The sequence below is a fragment of the Rahnella inusitata genome (genome assembly GCF_965118895.1).
Taxonomy (GTDB): Bacteria; Pseudomonadota; Gammaproteobacteria; order Enterobacterales; family Enterobacteriaceae; genus Rahnella; species Rahnella inusitata_A.
The window spans coordinates 53,426-75,791 of sequence record NZ_CBCPJJ010000005.1; the positions used below are offsets into that span (position 1 = coordinate 53,426).

Annotated in this window: 23 protein-coding genes; 3 read left to right on the top strand and 20 right to left on the bottom strand. The window is 51.2% G+C overall.

All coding sequences use genetic code 11. The features are described 5' to 3' along the window. The first annotated feature begins 465 nt into the window (after nucleotides 1-465). Complete coding sequence (locus ACMHLI_RS05000) at nucleotides 466-1,413, top strand: ArdC family protein (protein WP_050310688.1); 948 nt, start codon at nucleotides 466-468, stop codon at nucleotides 1,411-1,413. A 193-nt stretch (nucleotides 1,414-1,606) separates the two neighbouring features. Here the strand turns inward: ACMHLI_RS05000 and mobC are convergent, their stop codons facing one another. The 20 genes from mobC to ACMHLI_RS05100 form a co-directional block, all read right to left on the bottom strand. Then, on the bottom strand, nucleotides 1,607-2,353 hold the full coding sequence (gene mobC, locus ACMHLI_RS05005) for a MobC family replication-relaxation protein (RefSeq protein ID WP_050310690.1): 747 nt from the start codon (nucleotides 2,351-2,353) through the stop codon (nucleotides 1,607-1,609). A 9-nt stretch (nucleotides 2,354-2,362) separates the two neighbouring features. Further along, on the bottom strand, nucleotides 2,363-4,222 hold the full coding sequence (locus ACMHLI_RS05010; RefSeq protein WP_050310691.1) for a type IV secretory system conjugative DNA transfer family protein: 1,860 nt from the start codon (nucleotides 4,220-4,222) through the stop codon (nucleotides 2,363-2,365). A 699-nt stretch (nucleotides 4,223-4,921) separates the two neighbouring features. Further along, the gene (locus tag ACMHLI_RS05015) at nucleotides 4,922-5,224 is read right to left on the bottom strand and encodes a TrbM/KikA/MpfK family conjugal transfer protein (RefSeq protein WP_050310693.1); all 303 of its coding nucleotides are present in this window, start codon (nucleotides 5,222-5,224) and stop codon (nucleotides 4,922-4,924) included. Between the two features lie 60 nt (nucleotides 5,225-5,284). Further along, the gene (virB11, locus tag ACMHLI_RS05020) at nucleotides 5,285-6,304 is read right to left on the bottom strand and encodes a P-type DNA transfer ATPase VirB11 (protein WP_003036362.1); all 1,020 of its coding nucleotides are present in this window, start codon (nucleotides 6,302-6,304) and stop codon (nucleotides 5,285-5,287) included. Then, nucleotides 6,294-7,598 (bottom strand): VirB10/TraB/TrbI family type IV secretion system protein, encoded by a 1,305-nt coding sequence (gene virB10 / locus ACMHLI_RS05025; RefSeq protein ID WP_050310694.1) that lies wholly within the window; start codon nucleotides 7,596-7,598, stop codon nucleotides 6,294-6,296. The genes virB11 and virB10 overlap by 11 nt, the downstream gene beginning before the upstream one ends. After that, nucleotides 7,595-8,485: a P-type conjugative transfer protein VirB9 gene (virB9, locus tag ACMHLI_RS05030; protein WP_003036368.1), complete on the bottom strand. Its 891-nt coding sequence runs from the start codon at nucleotides 8,483-8,485 to the stop codon at nucleotides 7,595-7,597. Before virB9 ends, virB10 begins: the two co-directional genes overlap by 4 nt. Then, entirely contained in the window at nucleotides 8,482-9,165 is a 684-nt protein-coding gene (locus ACMHLI_RS05035; RefSeq protein WP_050310695.1) for a virB8 family protein, read from the bottom strand. Before ACMHLI_RS05035 ends, virB9 begins: the two co-directional genes overlap by 4 nt. Further along, a complete protein-coding gene (locus tag ACMHLI_RS05040; protein WP_020078407.1) occupies nucleotides 9,158-9,298 on the bottom strand; it encodes a hypothetical protein in 141 nt (46 codons plus the stop codon). The genes ACMHLI_RS05035 and ACMHLI_RS05040 overlap by 8 nt, the downstream gene beginning before the upstream one ends. An 89-nt stretch (nucleotides 9,299-9,387) precedes the next feature. After that, complete coding sequence (locus tag ACMHLI_RS05045; protein ID WP_050310697.1) at nucleotides 9,388-10,419, bottom strand: type IV secretion system protein; 1,032 nt, start codon at nucleotides 10,417-10,419, stop codon at nucleotides 9,388-9,390. 75 nt (nucleotides 10,420-10,494) lie between these two features. Next, nucleotides 10,495-10,770 carry an EexN family lipoprotein gene (locus tag ACMHLI_RS05050; protein WP_047063072.1) on the bottom strand — a complete coding sequence of 92 codons (276 nt, stop codon included), beginning with the start codon at nucleotides 10,768-10,770 and terminating at the stop codon, nucleotides 10,495-10,497. An 11-nt stretch (nucleotides 10,771-10,781) separates the two neighbouring features. Beyond that, nucleotides 10,782-11,510, bottom strand: a complete 729-nt coding sequence (locus ACMHLI_RS05055) for a type IV secretion system protein (RefSeq protein WP_050310699.1) — start codon at nucleotides 11,508-11,510, stop codon at nucleotides 10,782-10,784. Between the two features lie 22 nt (nucleotides 11,511-11,532). Continuing rightward, nucleotides 11,533-14,280 carry a VirB3 family type IV secretion system protein gene (locus tag ACMHLI_RS05060; RefSeq protein WP_050310701.1) on the bottom strand — a complete coding sequence of 916 codons (2,748 nt, stop codon included), beginning with the start codon at nucleotides 14,278-14,280 and terminating at the stop codon, nucleotides 11,533-11,535. A gap of 11 nt (nucleotides 14,281-14,291) precedes the next feature. Continuing rightward, nucleotides 14,292-14,570 carry a TrbC/VirB2 family protein gene (locus ACMHLI_RS05065; protein WP_003036389.1) on the bottom strand — a complete coding sequence of 93 codons (279 nt, stop codon included), beginning with the start codon at nucleotides 14,568-14,570 and terminating at the stop codon, nucleotides 14,292-14,294. Continuing rightward, the gene (locus ACMHLI_RS05070; protein ID WP_003036391.1) at nucleotides 14,567-15,211 is read right to left on the bottom strand and encodes a lytic transglycosylase domain-containing protein; all 645 of its coding nucleotides are present in this window, start codon (nucleotides 15,209-15,211) and stop codon (nucleotides 14,567-14,569) included. The genes ACMHLI_RS05065 and ACMHLI_RS05070 overlap by 4 nt, the downstream gene beginning before the upstream one ends. 70 nt (nucleotides 15,212-15,281) lie before the next feature. Next, complete coding sequence (locus ACMHLI_RS05075) at nucleotides 15,282-15,503, bottom strand: hypothetical protein (RefSeq protein ID WP_050310702.1); 222 nt, start codon at nucleotides 15,501-15,503, stop codon at nucleotides 15,282-15,284. 396 nt (nucleotides 15,504-15,899) lie between these two features. Then, nucleotides 15,900-16,109: a TraR/DksA family transcriptional regulator gene (locus ACMHLI_RS05080; RefSeq protein WP_050310705.1), complete on the bottom strand. Its 210-nt coding sequence runs from the start codon at nucleotides 16,107-16,109 to the stop codon at nucleotides 15,900-15,902. Continuing rightward, nucleotides 16,099-16,686 (bottom strand): DUF2857 domain-containing protein, encoded by a 588-nt coding sequence (locus tag ACMHLI_RS05085; RefSeq protein WP_003036399.1) that lies wholly within the window; start codon nucleotides 16,684-16,686, stop codon nucleotides 16,099-16,101. Before ACMHLI_RS05085 ends, ACMHLI_RS05080 begins: the two co-directional genes overlap by 11 nt. 121 nt (nucleotides 16,687-16,807) lie before the next feature. Beyond that, on the bottom strand, nucleotides 16,808-16,993 hold the full coding sequence (locus ACMHLI_RS05090) for an AlpA family transcriptional regulator (protein WP_003036401.1): 186 nt from the start codon (nucleotides 16,991-16,993) through the stop codon (nucleotides 16,808-16,810). Nucleotides 16,994-17,139: 146 nt separating this feature from the next. Beyond that, a complete protein-coding gene (locus ACMHLI_RS05095; protein ID WP_050310707.1) occupies nucleotides 17,140-18,066 on the bottom strand; it encodes a hypothetical protein in 927 nt (308 codons plus the stop codon). 738 nt (nucleotides 18,067-18,804) lie between these two features. Next, on the bottom strand, nucleotides 18,805-19,479 hold the full coding sequence (locus ACMHLI_RS05100) for a TetR/AcrR family transcriptional regulator (RefSeq protein ID WP_077266344.1): 675 nt from the start codon (nucleotides 19,477-19,479) through the stop codon (nucleotides 18,805-18,807). 272 nt (nucleotides 19,480-19,751) lie between these two features. Here ACMHLI_RS05100 and ACMHLI_RS05105 point away from each other — a divergent pair, with 272 nt between their 5' ends. Both ACMHLI_RS05105 and ACMHLI_RS05110 read left to right on the top strand, forming a co-directional pair. Continuing rightward, complete coding sequence (locus ACMHLI_RS05105) at nucleotides 19,752-21,164, top strand: efflux transporter outer membrane subunit (protein ID WP_003036410.1); 1,413 nt, start codon at nucleotides 19,752-19,754, stop codon at nucleotides 21,162-21,164. After that, nucleotides 21,164-22,363 (top strand): HlyD family efflux transporter periplasmic adaptor subunit, encoded by a 1,200-nt coding sequence (locus tag ACMHLI_RS05110; protein ID WP_050310708.1) that lies wholly within the window; start codon nucleotides 21,164-21,166, stop codon nucleotides 22,361-22,363. The genes ACMHLI_RS05105 and ACMHLI_RS05110 overlap by 1 nt, the downstream gene beginning before the upstream one ends. Nucleotides 22,364-22,366: the final 3 nt, after the last annotated feature.

Below are 22,366 nucleotides of genomic sequence, written 5' to 3' on the forward strand. Positions count from 1 at the left end.
TGCCATTAATCCCATACAGCCCTTAAAGAGAGTTGTTAAAGGGTATAGTCATTAGCGAGCCTAGGGAGTCTAGGTGGCCTTACACTCATAGGAAATTTCAGCGATTGTAATTAAACCGGATGCAACAAAAAATTTCTGGTAAATCTTGAAGCAAAGATCAGTTTTGGGTGGCCCCGACAAAATTACCTTATGCCTAAATTCAATAAACCGCTATACCCTCAAAAAAAATAAAACCATTTCACTTCTGCGGAGCAAGGGCGCTACGCCCGGATATGCAGGGGCAAGTTTTTTCTCCTGTGCGCTTTTCGTTCCTGTATCGGCTTCCTGTTAATCGTTTCCCAACACAACCCGTCCCGCAAGGGTAAATGGCACGCATGCTGCGCCCTTGCAGCACAGAACGATGCCGGGAAAGCGAACCGTCAGGCGATACGAAGACGAAAATCACACACTGACGGAGAAAAAACCATGACAATTTCCCTGCTTAACCCCCGGACAAGCGCCCCTAACACCGCAGCGGCGACCAGCGTATCCCCGCTGGACCCGTCAGGCTCCTCAAAAACGAAATTTTCTAAAACCAGAAAGGATATTTATCAGACCGTTACCGACAACATCATTGCAGCACTGGAAGCCGGTGTTAAACCCTGGTCCTGCCCTTGGCAGCGTGTATCCGGCATGTCTGGTCTGCCATCCAATTACACAACCGGAACAGTCTATAGCGGTATTAATATCATGCTGTTATGGTGCAGCGCATCTAAACAAGGTTTCAGCGATTCCCGCTGGGTGACTTACAAACAGGCACAGGCAACTGGTGGACAGGTTCGCAAGGGTGAGCATGGCACAACAGCTATTTTCTACACCACACTTGAGAAGGAAAACGACGCCGGAGAAATCGACCAAATCCCGATGCTGAAAACCTTCACCGTATTTAACGTTCAGCAAATCGACGGTTTGCCCCTGACAACGGAAACGGTCAGCCCGGAAGCGACATTTGACCCGTTACCGCAGGCTGAAAATTTGTTAAGGAAGAGCGGCGCAAACATCATCGAGAAAGGACAAAATGCTTTTTTCAGCCCATCAACAGATGAAGTCTGGCTACCGGAGCGCCATCTGTTTTCTGATGCGGCGAATTTCTACGCTACCGGCCTGCATGAGCTGGTTCACTGGAGTGGTGGCAAAAAACGTCTGGGCCGTGAAATGAAAGGGAAGTTTGGCAGTGCTGATTATGCAGAAGAAGAACTGGTGGCGGAGCTGGGAAGTGCCTTTCTGATGGCGGATCTGGGGATTGAGGGAGAGGTACAACATGAAAGCTATATTGCTTCCTGGCTGAAAGCGCTGAAAAACGACAAGCGTTATATTTTCAAAGCGACCAGCGCAGCCTCTAAAGCACATCGTTATCTGATGGATAAACTCTGAGGCCGGAGCCGGACAACCGCAAGGGAATGCGGTTACATGGTTTTTAACCGGCAACGCTGCAAGGCGCAGACTGAGGCGGAACGCAGCACAGCGAGTACCGAACAGTCTGCGCCTCGCAGTGGAATAAATAATTTCTGGCCTGGCGGTATCGCCGCCAGGCCGGTGAGGCCACCATGATGGCCTGTGTAAAAGCTTACGTATAGCTGTCTAATGACAGGCGTTTCAGTTCATCAAGGGTATAAATGCGAAACACCCGGCGGTGGCGTTCTTCCAGCGGGACGTGCTGATGGTTGATGATGACATGCCTGATGCTGTCAAACAGCAGTTCAAGTGCACGCTTCTTCTGTGGATCGGGTACAACATAAAAAACGTAAATCCACTGCTTGCGGGTACGGGCCAGCAGGTGGCTTGCCATGATCGACTGATACCGGGCTCGGGTTTTCAGGCGGCGCTCGGTTTCAATGGCAATAACGTTACCGTCGGGCAGCGTCAGTAATCCGTCCGGGCGATGTTTTACCTGATACTGGCTGAGAAAGGTGGCCCGGTCGCCGTTAATCCATCCCGAAGCGCCTTTCTTCTCCAGAATAAGTCTGGCGGCCTGATTATCAAGATGGTGCTCCAGCGTCCAGCCGGTGATTTTTGATGGTTCAAACCGCGCAGGAAAGATTTTATCATTCGGGGTTAACACCACCGCCAGCCCGTCGCTGGTGATCCCCCATAATGAAATCTTCATTGTTCGTGATTCAAGCACATGCTTCTGGATTAACCCCATTTGCTCAGTTTTTGCCAGCAGCGAATAAAGCGATTTATGATCCCGGAAACCAAATAGCAGCATCAGCGTTTTGAAATCGCTGTAGGTTTCTTCTTTCAGGAAGTTCAGCAGTTGTTTTATTTTTTCTCTGTTGCGTGTCTGGCGCTCTTGATATGTCGAAATCAGCATAACCGCTCCTTAAAAATCCAGCGGGGACAGGTGTTCTCCCTCATGAGGTTGGGGCTCTGCCGGTTTGACTTCGCTTTCGTTGAAAAAAAGACCCGGGTGCGTTGTCATTACATCCTGTATGGATGGTTTATCATCCTCGTCAAAATCCAGTGCGATTTTCACCGGTGCCGCCGATGCGGTAATATCAGGGGAAACCGAGAAGATTTTTAGCTGACGCTTTCTGATCTTTATCGGTGAAATCAGTGAGGCAGAAGGTAGCGTTTTTGTCGTAAAGATAAAGCTGACAAAATCGGGCAGGTTCAGGATCATATTACTGTCAATAAAGAAACGTTCGGCCTGGCGAATGGTACGCTCACTGTCGATGGTCTCCGTCAGCATATTATCCGTTTTAGCCTTACGGAGTTCATCATCCACCAGAATAGTGCCTGACATTCTTGCAACCCATTCCGCCGTATCCGGGTCCATAACCCGGTAAACCAGTTTGAATTTAGCGTTCTCAACGACCGCACCGACAACGGCGTCACCTTTCAAATCTGCCGGGCAGTCTTTTAAATCGGCAATGGACTGGTGATCCATAATAATATGCACACCTTTATCCCGCGCCGCACCTAATCCCTCCAGTGCTGGCCTGGATAAATGGTATTTCAGTTCTGAAAGATAAATAGCAATGGGGCGGGGTATGTCTGTTACACGGTCGCGCCTTTCTGCTAACTGGTACAGGCGAACCAGCAGCATGCGCTGTGCGGTAATTATTTTGCTGTTTCGCATTGAACCGATGACGTAACAGCAACCGCCTTCATCAAATATCTTATTAAGCGAAAATCCGGTAGGGGCATTGATGGCATTGAGCAAGGCCAGTTCCTCAATCTTGCCGAAAAAGGCTTTTATCTTATCTGCAATACTTTGAACATAGTCTCCGTTATAAACTTCTCGAATGGTTGAGGCTGTATTATGGATGACAAATTGTGCGGCTATTCGGGCGGCTTTCCGGTCGTCGATCCGATAAAAGTCAGCTTCCTGTCCTTTTTCTGCCAGACTGAAACCTGCAACGAACAATTCTTCCAGTTCCTCGGGCGTAATATCTTCAATCAGGTTTAGCTGGTATTGCTTTTTTCGCAGGTCGATTAAGGCAAAGGGTTTGCCTGCATCCTCGCAGGCTTTGCGGTAAAGATGCGGTGCCCATTCATCATCCTTGGGGTCCATAACAAACACACCTTCACCGGCCAGAATGCTTTGATAAAGCAATATACCAGCAGCAACCCCTTTACCGGCTCCTGTGGTGCCGATAATATCCGCGTGTTGTTTCTGCCAGTCCTTTAACGGGAGATACAACGGCTCCTTCTCGCTGTCCATACCAGTAAAAATACCTTTATTCAGGTCGATATAATCCAGCGGGTTATAATGCAGTGTTTCCGGCAGCAGGGATTTTACGGTGCGGACATCGGTGCGCAATTCCCGTTCAAGGGTGGTTTTTTTAACAAGGCGTTTCTTTATTCTGTCCAGTTCAGGCGTGAATACCCGGCGAAGCATAATATGAAAAATAATCCCGGTCACAGTGAAAGTAATCCGTGCTGACCAGGCCAGTACTGTATTATCACTGGTGAGTCTGGTCTTAAACAGCCACTGGAAGGATCCGATGACTATCGGGGCCAGTGTGCCGGAGAGAAAACACAACAGGGAAAAAGCGATAATCAACCTTTTCCATAACGGGGCTTTCTGCGGTTCATCGCTTTTCATCAAGGCCAAAAACGGCATCGTCAGCCCCGCTAATAACGCCAGCATAAGCTGATTCTGTTGCATAAAAGCAATGAAGGGCAGAGCGCCATTCATTATCGGAGACAGTGAAACGGCGTGCTTATTTAAAATCATGATGCCTCCTTCGTCAGCTATTCGCCCCATAACATCGCCCCATCAATTCGCCCCACGGTGTCGGGCGAAAAGGCGGGGCGAGCGTATGGGGTAAAGAAGGTGGCCGCTGTGCGGCCATGCGTCGGAAAGCATGCTTCCCGGTAAGAAACAGCGTGCGCCAGTACATGCGGGCTGGACGCCCTTATTGCCTGTCACATGGGGGTAATGACGTTGCTGGACGCCGCGCCAAAACCCCCAAAGTCAACGGCGGCACACCGTCGCCCGCTACGCGCGACCACCCCCTTTAAGACGGTCGCTTTCGCCTTTTTCTTCCCTTTGCTCGTTCCTCGCAGCGGGAATAAAAGGGAAGCTGACCTTTAAAGAGGGTGGTCGCGCCACGCTACCGGCTTTTGGCCGGAGACTTAGCCGCGACGGTGTGCGGGGCTGTGCCCCCCGGGTAAACCGCTGTCGTGGGCGACAGCTTTTCGCTCGCTGGGGCGGCGAAATTTATCCGGCTCCCCCCGGCCTGCAAAATCCGCGTGGGCGCGGCTGTTTGCAGGTGAGGCGCGGTGCCTGAATTATTTTCGCTCCTTAACCCGCGAAAATATTTCTGTCCGCTGCCTCATTTTTACGGCCCCTGTTTCTTCGCTCCTTAATCCGCGAAAAACAGAAGCCGTAAAAACCTGAAAACCGTCATGCGCTGTGCCCGTCTCGCCAGTATTAACCACGAACGCGGCCATATTTACTGATGATCTGACTGATAGCCGCCGGGTCTGCCGAATCACATTCAAGTAAAAACGATTGTCTGGCATCAGCTGTATGGTCAGGCAGAAAACCGTGTTTATTCTTTTTCACGATATTAAAGAATGCACGTTCAGCGGAATGACATTCACTGCCGCCGCCATTTCCGGTTGCTTTACCGTACATACATAACACCACCTCGCAGGCATCAGCAGCCAGTACAGATGTTGAACATGATGCAATAACGCAGAACAATAATACGGAGGATATTGCTTTTTTCATTTCAGTTACCATTATGATTAATTAAAGGTTGCGTTTTTTGGCTAATGTTATTTGTCGGGGTTATTTTCTGAATGTCTCTTTCGTGCTGTTTAAATGAACTGGCTTAAAGTAAATATCACTCATCCGGCGCACATCGCCGTGTATATCAATGCTGACGATGACATCAATGCTTTTAAGTACCTTGCGTAACAACACATCAAAAGGAATGTTCCGGCAGTCGGGGTTTTCATAACAGCGGTCAATGATCCCTTCAATACATTCTGCCGGACAGCCCGCATGCAGGGAGGTGATTAACCCCTCATGCCCGGAGCCGACAATTTTCAGCGCGTCCCACGCTTCCCGCCCACGAATTTCCGCCAGTAATATCCGGTCAGGGTTCATACGATAATTAGCACGGATCAGCCTGCCGGGCGTGACAATAGCATTATCCCCGGCATCCGCCGGGTAAAAAAGATGAACATAATTGCTGTGGTGATAAAAACGGATTTCGGGATTATCCTCAATCGTTACCAGACGGAGATGCAGCGGAATATAATGCAGCAGCGTTTTCATATAGGTGGTTTTGCCGGAGCCGGTTTCACCCACAATAAAAATCGTTTTGCCGTATTCCACCGCCTTTTCCATAAAGTGGGGAATATCCCCGCTGTGATATAACCGGATTAGTGCATTATCCTGACTTTCCGTTTTTTCCTGACCGGCCACGCGCTGATAAAATCCCGCATCAATCCATGACTGATGTGTTTTCTGCTCAAACGAGGGTTTGCGCAGCGTAATGGACACCGTATTACGTTCACAGGCCGGAGGAATAATCGCCTGAATACGTTCGCCAGATCCTAATGTTGCAGAAAGGATGGGTGATGTATCGTCAATATTATCGTCATGCCAGGACGCCAGCGCTCTGGCAAAAGCATGGCACTGACGCAACGTGATGGGGGATGCCTGTTTTTGCCATTTTCCCCGAATTTTTGTATGCAGCTCACCCGGCCGGTTAACAGCAATTTCTGTCAGGCCATCCTGAGCAAGAAAGTCGCCAAACAGCCGGTTTTTCATAAAATCCAGTGACAGGTTTTCAGCGTTCATACCATTTCTTTTTCAGCCGTAGTTGATAAACAGAGGAAAAATCAATATCCGTACCGGTCATGATGCCGATCACATCGCCCTGGTTCAGGTACATCGTGGGCGGGATATTGATGCTGTTTTCCAGCGTCGTTTTCGCCATTTCCGCCGTGGCGGCGCGGGTGTTTTCGGTATAGTCGGTATTGCGGTCTTTACCCGGCGCGGCATCTGATGCCGCTGCCGCCACGTCCTGCACGGTACTGAGCATCAGGGCGTTGCCGAAACGCGCCCAGAAATGGCTGTCGATCCAGCCCGCGATACCCGCCTCACCGAGCGGGCCGGTGGCCTGCGTATCGGTGAGCGGGATTTGCAGGCTGCCGGGCTCCGGCGTGCGCAGCTCCGTCCACAGCACAAACATCCGGCTGCGCCCGTGTTGCAGTGCGCCAGTGCGGTAGACGCCACGGGCGACCGTTCCTGCCGGGATCAGCTTCACGTGGTTACTGGCGCTCCAGACATTCTCACCGATCAGGCAGGAGATATGACCGCCAACATCGGATACGAAGCGCCGCATCATCGAACACGGAATATAACGATCCACCGGGATATAGAGATCGGGATCGAGGCCCAGCCGCCTGACACCAGTGACACTGGCAACGCCCGGATTGTCGTTGTTATTGCTGCCTGCCGGTGCTGTCGTATCCGGGCAGCGCAGACGTCCATCTTCGCCACTGACCAGTACAGACTGACAGGATGTGTACGCCGTGGAGGCTGACGGGCTGCCCGACGTTCCCGCGTTGCTGCGCGATCCGCTTCGGGACGTGCGTGTATCGTCGCCTGACCCTGTACTGTCGCTGTTCAGCCCGTCTGCCAGTGCTGCCGCCTTGTTCAGGGCGGGCGGCCCGGGCGGCAGAGCTGGAGTGGCCGGGGCGCTCTGACTGGCAGGGTCTGTGCTTTCCTGCCTCCCAGGCCCGAACAGGCCAAACGGGTTACTGTCCAGACCCAGATTCTTACGCTCATGCTGCACCGTACCGGAGGAGGGCGGCGCGGTGCCAGATTCTTTCTCATCACCCGTTTTCAGGGCGCTGAGAAGACGATCGCCACCGGATGCCAGCGCGATGACCAGGACCAGACTCAGCAGGCTGACGATCAGCGTGCGGCGACCTGAAGCTTTACGGAAACGGGTCACTTCCGGCTGACCGGGCGGCGTTTTCTGCTCCGGCTCCTGATATGCCATTGCCGCGCGGGCGCGTTCACGGGCTTCCGCTTCCCGTTCTGCGGTGGTTTTTTCCGGTTCGTCCGGGAAAGATTTGTCGGTCATTTTGCCTCCAGCGTAACGGACGGCGAAACGGTGTCACTGTTGGTCAGCGGGATACGCCCGGATCCGTCGTTTTCGATCCCCACCACCGAGGTGCCGTAACGCAGAACCAGTTGCGGCGATGCCGGAACCGCCATCACGGTGTAGTTGCCCTGTTTAATGGTTCGGGGCGTGACCGCCTGCTCCAGGCCGTTCACCACCCGGAAAACGGATGGCAGGGTTTTCGCAGGAGAAAAACCGATATACGCAAAACGACCGTCATCCCAGGTAAAGTCCGGGGCGATGGAGGCTGAGCCAGCTGCCACCCGTTTTGTATAGCGCCAGTTGCGCGGCGTGGTGGCCTGCCCGAATGCCGCCGCTATCCGCTGCCGGTCCAGTGCTTCCTGCTGATGTTGCTGACGGGCGGCGCTGGCGGCGGCAGACTTTTTTCGCAGTTCGTCGGGATAGCGGTAGCGGATAACAAAGGCCTGGGCGGGCGAGTCTTTATCCAGCACGTTCAGTTCCAGGCTGTAATCGCGCTTCGAGGTCACCACGAACAGATTGGTTTTCCAGTCTTTTGCCGTCGGCAGAAACACCTGGCTGACGTTGTTGCCGCTGGCGTCCGTGACCGGCTGGGTAATCGGGTTCGGGCTGACGCCCACCCGGTTGTCGCTTTTCGTCACGGTCCAGCCTTTGGGGAAACCCGCCTGCGCATCGATAACGGTTTCACCGTCATCAAACACCAGCATGGTGACGTAGCCGGGGCGGGTACTGACGACCGTGGCGTTCTGGCTGTTGTACGTGACGTTCTGCATCCGGCTGTCATACGCGCTGCCGCGCGGTGTCGCTGCGCCCCATGCCAGGCATGACACCATTAAGCCAGAGAGGAGCAGGGGATGTTTCAGCATCATTCCCCCCTCAGCTCTTTATCGCGCTGGTAGCTGGTGACGATAAAGCCCAGCGGGTTCACTTCGCGCTGGCTGTCGGTCAGTTGCCGGTGCGGGACGTAGCGGTAAGTGAGGCGGATATTCCACACATCCGTTTTCACGGAATTATCAGCAACACGACGGATTGTGCGCTTAATACGCAGTGTTGCCAGATTATCCGGCCCGGTGGCAGGCGCATGCACATTGGAAATAATGGCGATATAAACGACATATTCCGCCTTATTAAAAATCACGTCCGGTGCCTGGTCGCCGTTAAACCCGTCCAGATAGTCCCGGTTCACGCTGTCGCTGTTAAATAACTGCACGTCGTCATAATCACGCTGGAGGGAGAAATAATTATATCCCTCGCGAAGTCTGACATAGTGTGCTGCCAGTGAATGTGCCAGCGCTTTTTCAGCAGCAATATCCCGCTCCTTCACGCGGGTCATATATTCATAGCGCCCGGTCTGTTTATCCACTGACCATAATTCAGTGTCGGAGGTTTTCAGCGGCAGCAGAATAATAATGGCCGCAATCGCCATTGCGGCCAGAACCAGTCCGGCAGCGGCCACCCGCCAGGCGGTTTTTCGGGAACGCTCTTCCTTTTCCAGCAGTATGGATTCAAAAGAGCGGGAAACATTAACAATGTTCTGAATATCAGACATGGTGAGTCAGCTCCTGAATGATGGCGGGGGAATTCACTGGCTCGGGTTCGCCGGATACCGGTGGGAGGTCGCCCTGATGCCGTGCGCAGCCCGTGAGCGCGCACAGCATCAGAAGGATGATGCTGAATTTCATGGAAGCCCCTTATCGTATGGATGCAGGAATGCCGCACCGGTGGCGCAGGCCACGGCGTGACGGGGAAAGGAAATTAACGGCAGGGAGGATTAACGGTGACGCTGCCGGTTCAGGCGTTTCATGCTTTCGATGGCGGTGGTGCGTTTCTGCCAGGCGCTCACGGTTTTACCCGCGCCTGCGCCGGTGAGCCTGCCGGTCGCCGCGGCGACGGCCATGCCGCCTTTCGCAGCCAGGCGGGCACTGCCTCTGACGCCCGGCCCGGCAAGGCTGGAGGATTTATTCGCCAGTCCGCTCAGGCCACTCATGGCTGCCCCCTGCAGCACCGCCTGTACAGCGGCCCCGCTGAGTGCGCTGGCGAGCCTCGCGGAGAACCAGACCACCACACCTGCCGCAATCCCGGCCAGCAGGCACTGCGCCGCCAGCGTGACCATATTGGTTTCAGCGGATGTTTTTGTTGCAGCATCCAGTATCTTATTCAGGTAATTAATGGCGATACGGATGGATAAGGCGGAAAACATGATCGTTAATATTGCCGCAAAAATCGTTTTCAGCCAGTTATCAAACATCGGTTTAAGAAAACCGTACAGCAGGCAGAAAATAAAGAGCGGCGCGGTGGTGGTCATTAACAGGATGGTGATTTCGGCGAGCAGGTTGACAAAGGTGGCTGCCATCAGCAGGACAATAGAGCCGCCCCATACCAGCACTTCGGCAAGGCCGCCATTCAGTTTGACGTAAGTTGATGTGTCCATATTAAATAACTTTTGCCCCAGCGCCTGTGCCTTTCCCCAGACAGTATCGAGCAGCGCCCAGATATTATCATCGCCGCTGACACCGTCTTTGAGTCCCTGGATAGCCGCTACCGCCATATCAAGCCAGCCATCCCGGTTTAACACAAAGGTGGTGATCAGCAACATTCGCCCCACATCCCAGACGACATCTTCAACCGGGGTCCGGAGTTTGCCAGCCAGTGTCTGATAACCGCGATACAGTATAAATAAGGTAAAAGAGCTGACAATGATGACGCTGATCATCGTGCCGTAAGTGGAAGACTGACCTTCCAGTACAGCATTCAGTCCATCCATGATGTTTTTGTCCATACCAACAAAAATACCACCGGACATGGTGCCTCACCTGATATTTAAAGAAAGGAAATAAAAAAACAGGGAGAATTCCCTGTTTTGTTGGAGGAAATATTATTACTGTGTCACTGCATTTCGTTTTGCAGCTTCCTGCTGAAATATCGCCTCGAATTTTTCCTTAACCCCGGGCTGGCCTTCCTGTGCAAACATAAGTGCTGCCCGGTGGGCAAATTCGCAGTTATCGCTTGCCTCGCCATCCTTCAGGCATTGCGTATAAACCGCATAAGTTTCGTCAGGATGTTGCTTATACCAGGCTTCGGATTTGGTTTCCTTGCAGCCGGACAGTAATATCACGCCTGAGAGTGTGCATAAGGTGAATAAGGATCTGAGCACGGATAACCTCCTTATAAATTATTAAGGTCAGCAACAGGTGCCGTTAGCTGCTGCTGTTCAAAGGCTTTCTGTCTTTGCTGTTCCAGCAATGTCGTTCGCTGTTCAGCCTGCCTGACAGACATCTCCCACTGATTCGTCAGCGCATTTAACTGTACGCTTTTCGCCGCGATGGCGTTAGCCAGATCCTGAGACTCTTTCGAGTCCTGCGCATTCGATATACGGTCAGATAAGTCTGATATATCGCTGAGTGTGCTGTTAATCCTGTTTTCAACGTCAGTGGTATTCTCAATCGCCATTGCCTGATTGAGGATTATCTGTTTGCAACTGTCGGCCAGGGCCTGATATTTTATTCCTTCCTGTTCCTCGCTGCATACGCTGAACGATTTGTATTTACTGTAAAGGTGTTGCAGTTCATAAGAATATGAACTGTTCTTCGTGGTCAGCAGATCATCCAGTGAAATACCGTTCTTACGGAGATTATCAATATCGGTTTTCAGGCTTCGGGCATCACTGAGAAAACCCTGAATATCCCGCACGCCGGTTGCGGTAGCCAGTTGCTTCTTATACGCATTAAGTTCGCTTTTATAATGGGTAACCGTACCCTCCCATTGCTGTAGTTTCTGCATCCACTGGTTAATGGATTCGGTATTCTGCACGGCGTCGAAAACCGGTATTCCGGCGCTGAACGCCTGCGCCGAGAAAAATAACAATAATGCCAGACGGTGATTCCTGGAACGCATTGATAGTACCTCAGGTTGGCTTTCAGATTGCCCGGTCAAAAAAAGTATCTTTCCATTCATCAGGTCGCATACCATCCTGATAAATGGCATCGAATATTTTCAGGTTGTCCTCACTGCCGCTGAGAAGCCGGGTGAATTTACCCATCCCGGACAGATCCATTTTCGCCATCGCCACAAACGGGCGGGTTTCCCCGGCCCGCAGCGGTGTTTTCAGGATGACCATATAATGCTCGCCCGGATCCAGGCTCCTGACCGTGTCATAAACACTTTCCGGCACTTTCATTTTCTCCACGTAATCCGCATGGCTGGCTTTCGGGTTGGCGAGGAAAATCTGGGTACCGCACTGCTCAATAATCGCCGGGGCGATGGGGTGTCTGACGATTTCATCCGGTGACTGTGTTGCCGGAACGAAGATACCGTTCAGCTTTCGGATGACTTTCAGCATATTGAGGGAGAAGCGGGAAAATTCGACATCGGCCAGCCAGCGCCAGAACTCATCCATAAACATCACCAGGCGGCGACCATCCAGAAGACTGGTCACACGGTACAGCAGGTAAAAGGTCACGGGGCCGCGAATATCGTCATCATCCAGAAATTCGGTGCCGTCGATACCAAAGTTATCGACATCGCTGATGGTGAAAGTATCGGCCTCGTTATCAAACACCCAGCCGAACTCGCCCCCCTGCGCCCACTGTTTCAGGCGAATACGCAGCCCGTTGGTGCGGGCGTCTGTGGTCGGCGGCTCCGGCAGCACTTCCAGCAGCCGGGTGATCCCGTACCGGCGGTACTCCGGCGGATAGTCCAGCATGATGGTGTCCACGGCGGCACTGATCCGCTCCTCATCGCGCGGATCGAGCGGCTTACCGTTGCGGCGGCACAGCATGCGCACCAGCCGTTTGATGAAACTGATGTTCCGGCGGGTTGGCTCCAGCGCAAACGGGTTGAAGCCGGTGGGCTCGCCGGTATGGATGCGGAAATAACGCCCGCCCGCCTGGCGGATCGCCATCTCCGCCGCCCGGTCCTTATCGAAATACACCGTGGTCAGCCGTTTGATGGTGGCAGAAGGCGCAAACGACGCCGGGTTACGGTACTTCTGCATCAGTTGTTGCATAATGGTCATCAGCAGGGTTTTGCCGGATCCGGTTTTCCCGATAATCGCCGTATTCCCCGGCGTTTTCTCACCGGTGTCATCCCGCCCGGCCTGGCTGTCGTGCAGGTTCAGGTAATACCCGCCACCGCCGGGAGATGTGAGGATGGCGATGGCTTCCCCCCACGGATTACCGCTGCGTTTGTGGGGATGGAAGTTATGCAGGCAGGCTATATCGGCAAAATTCTGGCTGCTGACGGCCACCAGTCGGGGTCGCAGCGTATACACGCCCGGCAGTTGCGCCAGATACGCGGCGGGCAGTGACAGGGTGGAGAGCGTTGTCATAATACCAAGATCGGCGAAGGGCTGGGCCAGAACGTTAGTGTCCTTCACCACCTGTCCGGCACTGTCTGAGGAGATCAGCAGGGAAAAGTGGAATTTACCGCACGACACATGTCCGGACTGGAGCAGGTCGCGCAGGACAATCAGCTCTTCGCGCTGGGAAGTCGCGTCGTCGTCCGTGGAGTTAAGCCGTTTTTCCGCCAGACGGATATGATTCTGCGCCTCATCCCGTGCCATGCAGGTAAAGGACTGCGTCAGAACATACTCGCTTTCGGCGTACAGCAGCGCATCCAGCATACCGGTATGGGTTTCCGGGGAATAATCCTTAATCTCCAGGCTGCGGAAGAAACGGGAACCGCTGACCGTCTGGCATTCACCGGTGTCGGTGGTGAAAAAGACGTCTGGCGTACTGAGCGTTTCATAAAATGGTGAGCGCGTTACGGCCACCTTCTGCCACTGACCGGTAAGCAGACGATGGAAGAACGCCAGTTGTGAGGAATACACCCGCCCGTTTTCTTCATATATCCCCAGCGGCGTTGCCATATAGCGGGATAATGAAGATTCCAGTGCTTCGCGGTATTCCAGCATGATTTTGAGCGCGTCATCCAGTGCTGCCTGGCGTTTACTGTGCGACTGCGCTTTCATGGTTTTCTTCTCAATCTGAGAGAACGGCGCGTAGCAGACGGTGAAAAACAGCCGGTGCCGCCAGAACGGTTTGTCTTTTACCGGCTGGTAATACCGACGTGTTACCTCATCGGAAAAGGGAATACCCGAACAGGCTTCAAAAACATCATGGTATTTTTCACGGAGCCGGTGAATATAGAATGTTACCGGCAGACCCTCATACGAACGAATAACGTTATTCAGGTGCGTGGCCATCAGGGTCAGGTGATGTTCGTCTTCACATTCAAAGACTGTGCCGTCCAGCTCCCAGGTGGCAACCAAATCACGGTGACGGTTTCTGATGACGTAAGGGTGAATATGGGAGGAGTACGGAATATATTTATCCAGCGTAATACGCTCGTTTAATTTCATTTTCTGAATAAACTCCGAGACATCAACGTTATCGTACTGGTTTGCCAGCAGGGCATTCGCGCCAAAATGGGTATTGGTGAAAAGCCGCCCACGGGTTTTAAACGCCAGCCAGAGCAGACTGAAATAATGAATGTCCTTTCGGGTTTTATTTTTCATTTCCGCCCATGCAGGAATGAGCATAATCGCCAGGTAATAGCTGACATAGACTGCCAGCAGGACGATGGCCCCGCTGACGAGAACGAACGGCACCAGAGGAATACCCATAATGGCGGCAGGCCGCGTGAGTGCTTTATTCAGCGTAGCCATCGTTGCCTCCCTTATGACGCCCAGTAGGCACCGAAGCCGGACGCGCCGACGATCAGGATCGCGCCGATGATGATGTTACGCATGTCATGCAGGCTCTTGCCGTCGAACAGCACCTTGTAGCCCACCCACATAGTCGCCAGTGTGATGGTGACGGCGGCCAGTCCCAGCAGGCCGGTCGAGGTATTGCTCAGTGTTTCATTGGCCTTGTTAAAACCACTGTTCGCCGCCAGCACCGGGGCAGACAGCAGCACGGAAACAACAGCGGAGTAACGGCGTTTACGCATGATCATTTCTCCTCATCAGGGATAACAGGGATAGCGCCGCGAATGACGGAATCGGGATAATGCAGGGAAGTCAGGATCGGCGCAGTGGCACCGGCAGGCTCGCCGCGCAGCACAACGGCGGGATAACGGGCAGACGGTTGTGTGCTCGGGTCAGGGGCTCGCTGCCGGTCTTCCCGGGTGGACGGGACGACATAGCCAATGCGCTGTACGTAGCTGGTCTGGTTAAAGGCGGATTCCGGTCGCTGACCGGTTTCAAAGTTGCCGGAGTAGTAACAACTGAGCGCTCGTTTCAGAGTGCTACCGCGCCGGTAACAGTCGGCGAGAATGCGCTCAAATACCGACAGATTGATGCAAGGGTTAAGTAAGTCGCTGGCCGTGACGCCGTAATGGCGGAAATTGGTGCTGGTGATTTGCATCAGGCCGACCGAATAGCGTCGGCCTTGCGCCGCCAGCCGTCCGGTGAGGCTCATCGCCTCATCATGGCTTGCGGGAAAATGTGAAATCACACCTTTGCCGCCCGGCACGATTTCAGCAATGGCGTAAGGGTGAAAACCGGATTCGACCCGTGCCACATCAAGTGCCGTGGACGGGTGAACACTGGTGGCGCACTGCGTCGCCAGCGCCAGAAAGGCTGTGGTGGAAAGCATAGTGGCCTCGTAACCGTGGGTCCGGCAGCGTATACAAAAACACGTTACCGGGGAGAAGGACAAAAGCGGGTTAAACGGCTGCGGCATCCTGTGAAATGTCACTCTCTTCTCTCGGTTCAAGCAGTACCAGCCTGCCTGAAACCGCAATACCGGGGATCAGCACGATATTCAGGCCAGGCTTACCGTTATGTGCGAAGGCCACACCAACCCTGGTCCAGTACGTGTTTTTCTCGCCCTGTGCATCGGGCTGACTTCCCTGAGTGATAAAGACGTGATAATTGGGTTTTCTCATGGTATTTCCTTTAATAAAATAGCCGTGAAAGCAATAAAAAGGTCACATCCCGGTTCTGCATTCCGGTTTTAACGGGTCAGCGAGAACATTCAGCGGCACCCTGAATTGTGGTTACGTGACAGCCCGATCCAATTTGTTAAAGAACAATCCCCGGCCTGGACGAATGAACGTCCATCAGGGCAACCATGTTGTTATGGCATTTTCAGAATCAGATATTCAGTGCGGGATATAAACGATAAATTCAAAACAAAAATAAGAGAGATAAACTGGCGAGGATTATCAGATGCGGAAAGAGGGAGAAGGATGCAGAACAGATAATAAAGAAGGCATTCTATTTTAATGGAAACAGAAAGACGTGCAGAGAAATAATATCCCCGAACGTCTTTATCGCTATTATTAGCGTCTGCGATGCTCAAGTTGTTCCTGACATTCTGTACAGGTGGTTATGCCCGGCAGAGTCTGCCGTCGTTTTTCAGGAATAGGTTTACCACATATACGACAGTGAAATAATGATCGTGTTGAACCCGGCTTAAAACGGTTCTGCTCAATCATCTCCTCCAGTCGCTGTTCATTAAATTCCTGATCGCGGTCGATCTCATCCGGCATGGAGAGTCCTCCTGCCAGTAGCGGCTTCCTGTTCGCACAGTGCGATACGTTTCCAGACCGTGGTGAGTGACAGCGCTTCGGCCTCTGGCTGCAGGATTTCCGTCACCTGCATCATGGTGATCAGTGCATCGGGCGATTCAAGGTTTTCTACCCTGCGCTGCTGCCATTGCAACCAGATAGCCACATCTGTCTTTTCATCCGGTTCAGGCGTTCGGCCATACGGCACGCTGACACCCAGCAACCGACGGCGAAGGCAGACTTCATTGGAGGTGAGACCAAAATAGTGGTTCATCAGTGCGATGGAGCCGCCCAGTCGTATGGCCCGGTCAATTAGTTGTCGGCGCTGTTCTTCCTGACCAGAATGGGCCAGCAACTGGTGCAGAACATCGTGGCGTAGCGAGACTGCGATAAAAGGCGCGGCTGCTCGGCTCAGCGTAAAGAGTGCATCTGGCGAGAGCTGGCTGAGGGCATTCATTTCGTCAAATGTGAAACCGAGATCTTCACAGTGACGAATATTGCCTTCATTAAGCGCCTGCAGGGCATTGGTGAGTACGGCGTAATTTAGTGAAGGGATCATAATATGTATTCCGTATATTTTTTTCAACAGGCAAGATAGATGCAGAAATATCTGGGTATATAGCCTGTTGGAGGGTATTTAGTTGAATCAGTTGCTTTAATTCGCCTTCCCTTGACCGCGTTTAGCGCCGGGACAATTTAATATTGATCCATTCGTCAATTTCTGATTCCAGCCAGGCCACACTGGCTGGTCCGATTTTTATTGAACGAGGAAATGTACCCTCTTTCATATACAGATAGATTTGTGAACGTTTCAAGCCGGTTTTTTCTTCAACCTTTTTTAAGCGTAATAACTGATGTGATGTCATGATTGTCTCCTGTAGCAAAACAAACATTGGTATGCCTGGAGATAATAAAAAAGCATAACGGAAGGAGAAGTGGTAGTGGTAAACCCCGTATTACGGGGTTTAATAAACTAAATACGGGATCATATTGTTGACAGATAAACACAATATCAATTTAATAAGGATGAGGACGGAGGGGAGCCACGCTCTAGTGCTGTTTTTAAAGTATCACCGCTTAGACGGTCAGTGATACCATCAGCTGCCGCCCATTCTTCAAAAATTGTCAATAATTTATAGGGTTGTTTTATTAATGGACTGATAACATCATTGTGCCTACAAGCGAGCCAAAATAACCTTGACAAGGGTGTGGATATTCTAGTTGAAGAGGGGAGGGATTTCTCTGTAACCTGGGTGCTAATTAGTTTCTCAATCTCTGAGTAACGAATAACAAAGCAGGAATCCTGAGGCAAATTATAGAGGGGGAAATATTCTTGCTTTGTATTTTGATTTATCGTTCCCTCTGAAGAAATTCTCTCCATAATATCAAACGCCAGATCTGTTGGTAGGTTTTTTATTTGATGTTCAATTCTACACTTCCAGGTTGTTTTTTCAAACAGCTGAAAAACTTCATTGGACATAGTAACAGTGATGCCATAATTTACCGTGTTTTTCCCAATAATTGGTAATGGTATATTCAATGAGCATGCGAGAAATCGCTTTATTAAAATACATTCAAACCCAATAAGTGATGTATCAATAATATTTTGTGTGGAGTGGACGTATCTGCCCTCAGTACTGAAAATTGAGTCCCATCCATTAATAAAGCTATTTTTTTCTAGCAGACATAAACGATGAATCAATGTCCCTCTAGCTGGATGCATTTTTACTTTTTGAAATGCATATTTTATTTTTCGCAGAATAATTGGAGATTGAAAGTATATGGCGAGATTAATTTTATTATATAATGCATAACGGTAAATATCACTCTCTTTGATTCTTTCGTTGCTCTCTGTATTAATTATGTTAACGGCTTCTTGTATGGTTACCCAGTCAGGTTTCGGAAGCGAACCGTTTATGATCTCGCTGCTTTTCAACATGAAAAACTCCTTTTACATATTTTTCTATGCAAAACTTAAATTACGATTCACTGTTTCATTATTCATGAATATTATCGATAATGTACAAATGAACCCTATTTTATAAAGTAAAGAGTTTAAAAATAAAATTGTTAAACTAGTTTTTAGTTCGCTATGAAATTTTCTCTCGTAACTATGGATGAGGAGACAATTTCCTGAGAGCATAATGAAGGATGAACTGAATAATATTAAGACTAACGAAGATAAAACTCTATGAATAAAATATCGAGCCGAAATAATAAAGAGTAGTAGTACAAGATCTTTATGGCGAAAATTTTCATATTTTCGTTTGTAGGATCCCTGTTGAGAGAATTCAATAGTAATCCAATCTTTTATGTTGCAAGGGTTATGTTTGAGGCAGTTGCTTGAGCGCTGCTTTGGCTCATAGATGCTTCCTGGTGCTGGTAGAGAAATTGCCTCCCAGTGCTCCATTAGTTCTGAAAACCTTACTACTCCGATCATGCTAACGTCTCCTGACTAAAACGAACGGTACGGTTCGATTTGATCAGGATAGACAAAATTTCTGTCAAGAGGCAAGTTAGGGCGCTAACTAAATTTAGTCGCCTGGAGTTATAGAGAAGAACGATTCGGAAAATGTAATCCACTTGATGGTAGTGTTCCATATAATAATATGGAACAAATTGATAATATTATAAACTCCTGAGCATCTTCTAATTTCTTTAAAACTGGAGATTATAATTATCCTTTACGAAAGGCTAATAAAAAGGCATTGACCGCATCCTTTGCCCATTGATCACGCTGTGCAGCAGAAGTGGAAGATTTTGGATGCATTAAGCACTGTATTTGAGGCTCACCGCGTACCATATTCACGAATAAGGAAGCAACTGCATTTCGCCCAATACCACCTAACGAGATTTCTCCTTTAGATTCAGCTTGTTGTAGTATTTCTTCAACAATGTTATTTATCTTTTCTGGACCTGCTAAATAGAAACGTCTACCTAATTCAGGAAAACGCGGTGCTTCAGAAGCTACAACACGGTAGAGAGCGAGGCCATTTTCCGAAAGCACAATATCCAGATACGTTCGGGCTATTTTAAATAATTTATCATAAATATCTTTTCCCGAAATTTTAATTTTATGTACTTTTTGAAGAAAACGCTCACATTCTATTTCAATCACTGCTGTAAATAATGCTTCTTTATTTGGATAATATGCATATACGGTTGATTTTGAGACTCCGGCAGCCTGTTGGATCATATCTGTTGATGCTGCTGCATAGCCTCTTTCCAGAAAAATAGCTTTTGCTCCTTCAAGCACGCGTTGTGCTTTTTCAGGTAAGTTACTAACTATATCATTAGAAAGTATTTTATTTTTTCTTCTAGTGTCAATTGAGGTCTTTGTTGATACCGACATCTGCACTTCCTTATCCGGAATAAAGCTTGATCTTACCATAAGATGAAACTCGAAATCATATCGTTCAGGCCTGAGTGCTACTCACGTATTTTTGCGACGTAGTTGAGTGAAATTTGGTCTTGACTGTACCGAACCGATCGGTTTACTTTGTTCGCCGTAAACTAGAATAAACAGGGCGATCAAGAATGAGGTGTGTGTCAGGTTACAGATTTGCACATGGGACGAAGTCAGTAAGGTACCGTCCGCATTATCTGAAAGGATGTGTTATCTCCGTGCTCAGTCTTGCTTTGGGGTCATGTGCTGCGATCCCCGATCTGGGAACTGCTCCTCAGCCGGAGCAGGCTGCGGCGCTGATTTCACAACGCAGTTTTTCCGCTCCGCATGCTGACTGGCCGCAGGAAAAATGGTGGATGGCCTTCGGCGATACGCAGCTTAACCAGCTGATGAGTGAAGCCACCGCGCATTCACCTTCTCTGGCACAGGCAGAAGCCCGGGTGCGTGAAGCCACGGCCAGAACCGGTGTCGCCCGTTCCCGGTTATACCCGTCAATGGACGCCAGCGCGTCCATTGATAAAGAGAAGCTCAGCTACAACTACATCTACCCTAAAACAGCCGTGCCGCACGGATGGAATGATATGGGGCAGGCCAGCCTCAACTTTAGCTGGGAACTGGATTTCTGGGGTAAAAACCGGGATGCGCTGCGTGCCGCGACATCCGAAGCCAGCGCTGCTGAGGCAGATGCCGCCGCCGCGAAACTGATGCTGACGACGATGCTCGCGGACGCTTATATCCGTCTGCAGTACCAGTATGACAGTCGTGACATTGCGGCCCGACAACTGCGTAACCGGACGGATACCGTCAGGCTGGTGCAGTTACGCCATGCTCAGGGACTTGATTCCAGAGTCTCCGTGGAAGAAAGCGGTGCCCGGCTGGATGTCGCCAGAGCGGCGCTGGCTGAAGCCGATGAGCAAATCAAATTAACCCAAAACGGCATCGCGGCTTTACTGGGCCGGGGGCCGGACAGAGGGCTGGATATCCTCAGACCCCGGTTGCAGATGCGCCGCCCTGTCGGGTTACCTGATGCGCTGAACGCAAACCTGCTCGGACGCAATCCGGAAGTGGTGGCCGCACGGTGGCGGGTTGAAGCCGCCGCCAGCAATATCGGTGTTGCCAGAGCGCAGTTTTACCCGAACGTGAACCTGATGGCCTTCGTCGGATACCAGTCACTGGGGCTGAATAACCTGTTCAGCTCGGGCTCTGATATCGGGAGCGTCGGACCTGCCATCAGCTTACCCCTTTTTGAAGGCGGGCGTTTACGCGCCAACTATAAAGGTGCGAGAGCGGAATATGAATATGCGGTGGCGTCGTATAACGAGGCGCTGACACAGGCATTACGTGAAACTGCTGATGTTACACGGAGCCTTGCTGCTCTGGTGGGCAGGTCAGAAGCAACCGCATCTGCTTTGTCCCACAGCGAGGAAGCTTATCATCTGGCAAAAGCCCGGTATCAGGGGGGGCTGGCCGATTATCAGGAAGTTCTCATTTCTGAAGATGCGTTACTCCAGGCTGAGCTGGCGAATACAGCCATGCATTCCCGGGGTTATGTCTTGGATGTGTCACTCGTCAAGGCCCTTGGGGGCGGATTTGAATCCAGTTCAACATTTGATGCGCAGGTGAAACCGTAATGACTGAAGATAAAGATAAAAACGGCCCACAGGATATGGACAGGGCTCCGGATAACACGAATGCAAAACCGGATAGCGGTGATAAAAAAAAGCATCGCCGTAAATTATTCGCTTTGTTTGGTGGCGTCCTGATTCTTATCGCCATCGGTTATGCCATCTGGCTGATTTTCTTTGCCGGTAAATCCGTCTCAACGGATAACGCCTATACCGCTGCCGAAGTCGCAGACGTCACGCCGCTTGTCGGCGGACCGGTGAAGAAAGTAAATGTGGTCAACACGCAGCTTGTGCATGCCGGTGATGTACTGGTCGTGCTTGATGAGACGGACGCCAGAATTGCGGTGTCACAGGCTGAAGCTGAGCTTGGCAGCGCCCGGCGGAAGGTGATGCAGATTATGGCCAATGACACCGCTCTGGGCGGACAGCTTGATTCGCGTGAAGCAGGTATTCAGAGCGCCGAACATGATGTGGCGAGGGCACGAGCCCGGTTTGATAAGGCCACCCTTGATGAGCGACGTCGCCGGAATCTGGTGAAAGCCGGGGCCGTATCTGAGCAGGATTTTACGGATGCGCAGACAGAATTACGGGAGGCAACGGCCGCGCTGGGAGAAGCGGAAGCCAGTCTGAAAGCTGCTCGCGCTGGCAGTGTCGAAGCAAAAGGATCCCGGCAGGCGAACGAGGCCCTGTTTCTGAACAGTACCGTTGAAACTAACCCCATTGTGGTGGCGGCCAGAACCCGTCTCGATCAGGCCCGTATAAACCTGGCGCGTATGGTTATCCGGGCCCCGGTGGATGGAGTGGTAACACAGCGCTCAGTGGATATCGGGCAGCATGTTCAGGCTGGAAACCGGCTGATGCGGGTTGTGCCCATCGAGGATATTTATGTTGATGCGAATTTCAAGGAAGGTCAGCTCAGCGACGTCAGACCGGGCCAGAAGGTAGAGCTGACTTCAGACCTGTACGGCAGCGGTGTTGTTTATCACGGCGTGGTTCAGGGATTTGACGGAGGCTCCGGTTCCGCGCTTTCACTGATACCGGCGCAGAATGCCACGGGTAACTGGATTAAGGTCGTGCAGCGACTGCCGGTGCGTGTTCGTCTGGAGCGGGAAGAACTGCGTAAAAATCCTCTGCGCATCGGGCTGTCCATGGAAGTGACGGTGGACCTGACATCGAATGCCAGAGATGACCACACGGAGAAATAAGGT

Coding starts and splice junctions, on each gene's coding strand:
- ACMHLI_RS05000 (WP_050310688.1), top strand. CDS start 466: ATGACAATTTCCCTGCTTAACCCCCGGACAAGCGCCCCTAACACCGCA.
- mobC (WP_050310690.1), bottom strand. CDS start 2,353: ATGCTGATTTCGACATATCAAGAGCGCCAGACACGCAACAGAGAAAAA.
- ACMHLI_RS05010 (WP_050310691.1), bottom strand. CDS start 4,222: ATGATTTTAAATAAGCACGCCGTTTCACTGTCTCCGATAATGAATGGC.
- ACMHLI_RS05015 (WP_050310693.1), bottom strand. CDS start 5,224: ATGAAAAAAGCAATATCCTCCGTATTATTGTTCTGCGTTATTGCATCA.
- virB11 (WP_003036362.1), bottom strand. CDS start 6,304: ATGAACGCTGAAAACCTGTCACTGGATTTTATGAAAAACCGGCTGTTT.
- virB10 (WP_050310694.1), bottom strand. CDS start 7,598: ATGACCGACAAATCTTTCCCGGACGAACCGGAAAAAACCACCGCAGAA.
- virB9 (WP_003036368.1), bottom strand. CDS start 8,485: ATGATGCTGAAACATCCCCTGCTCCTCTCTGGCTTAATGGTGTCATGC.
- ACMHLI_RS05035 (WP_050310695.1), bottom strand. CDS start 9,165: ATGTCTGATATTCAGAACATTGTTAATGTTTCCCGCTCTTTTGAATCC.
- ACMHLI_RS05040 (WP_020078407.1), bottom strand. CDS start 9,298: ATGAAATTCAGCATCATCCTTCTGATGCTGTGCGCGCTCACGGGCTGC.
- ACMHLI_RS05045 (WP_050310697.1), bottom strand. CDS start 10,419: ATGTCCGGTGGTATTTTTGTTGGTATGGACAAAAACATCATGGATGGA.
- ACMHLI_RS05055 (WP_050310699.1), bottom strand. CDS start 11,510: ATGCGTTCCAGGAATCACCGTCTGGCATTATTGTTATTTTTCTCGGCG.
- ACMHLI_RS05060 (WP_050310701.1), bottom strand. CDS start 14,280: ATGGCTACGCTGAATAAAGCACTCACGCGGCCTGCCGCCATTATGGGT.
- ACMHLI_RS05065 (WP_003036389.1), bottom strand. CDS start 14,570: ATGATCATGCGTAAACGCCGTTACTCCGCTGTTGTTTCCGTGCTGCTG.
- ACMHLI_RS05070 (WP_003036391.1), bottom strand. CDS start 15,211: ATGCTTTCCACCACAGCCTTTCTGGCGCTGGCGACGCAGTGCGCCACC.
- ACMHLI_RS05075 (WP_050310702.1), bottom strand. CDS start 15,503: ATGAGAAAACCCAATTATCACGTCTTTATCACTCAGGGAAGTCAGCCC.
- ACMHLI_RS05080 (WP_050310705.1), bottom strand. CDS start 16,109: ATGCCGGATGAGATCGACCGCGATCAGGAATTTAATGAACAGCGACTG.
- ACMHLI_RS05085 (WP_003036399.1), bottom strand. CDS start 16,686: ATGATCCCTTCACTAAATTACGCCGTACTCACCAATGCCCTGCAGGCG.
- ACMHLI_RS05090 (WP_003036401.1), bottom strand. CDS start 16,993: ATGACATCACATCAGTTATTACGCTTAAAAAAGGTTGAAGAAAAAACC.
- ACMHLI_RS05095 (WP_050310707.1), bottom strand. CDS start 18,066: ATGTTGAAAAGCAGCGAGATCATAAACGGTTCGCTTCCGAAACCTGAC.
- ACMHLI_RS05100 (WP_077266344.1), bottom strand. CDS start 19,479: ATGTCGGTATCAACAAAGACCTCAATTGACACTAGAAGAAAAAATAAA.
- ACMHLI_RS05110 (WP_050310708.1), top strand. CDS start 21,164: ATGACTGAAGATAAAGATAAAAACGGCCCACAGGATATGGACAGGGCT.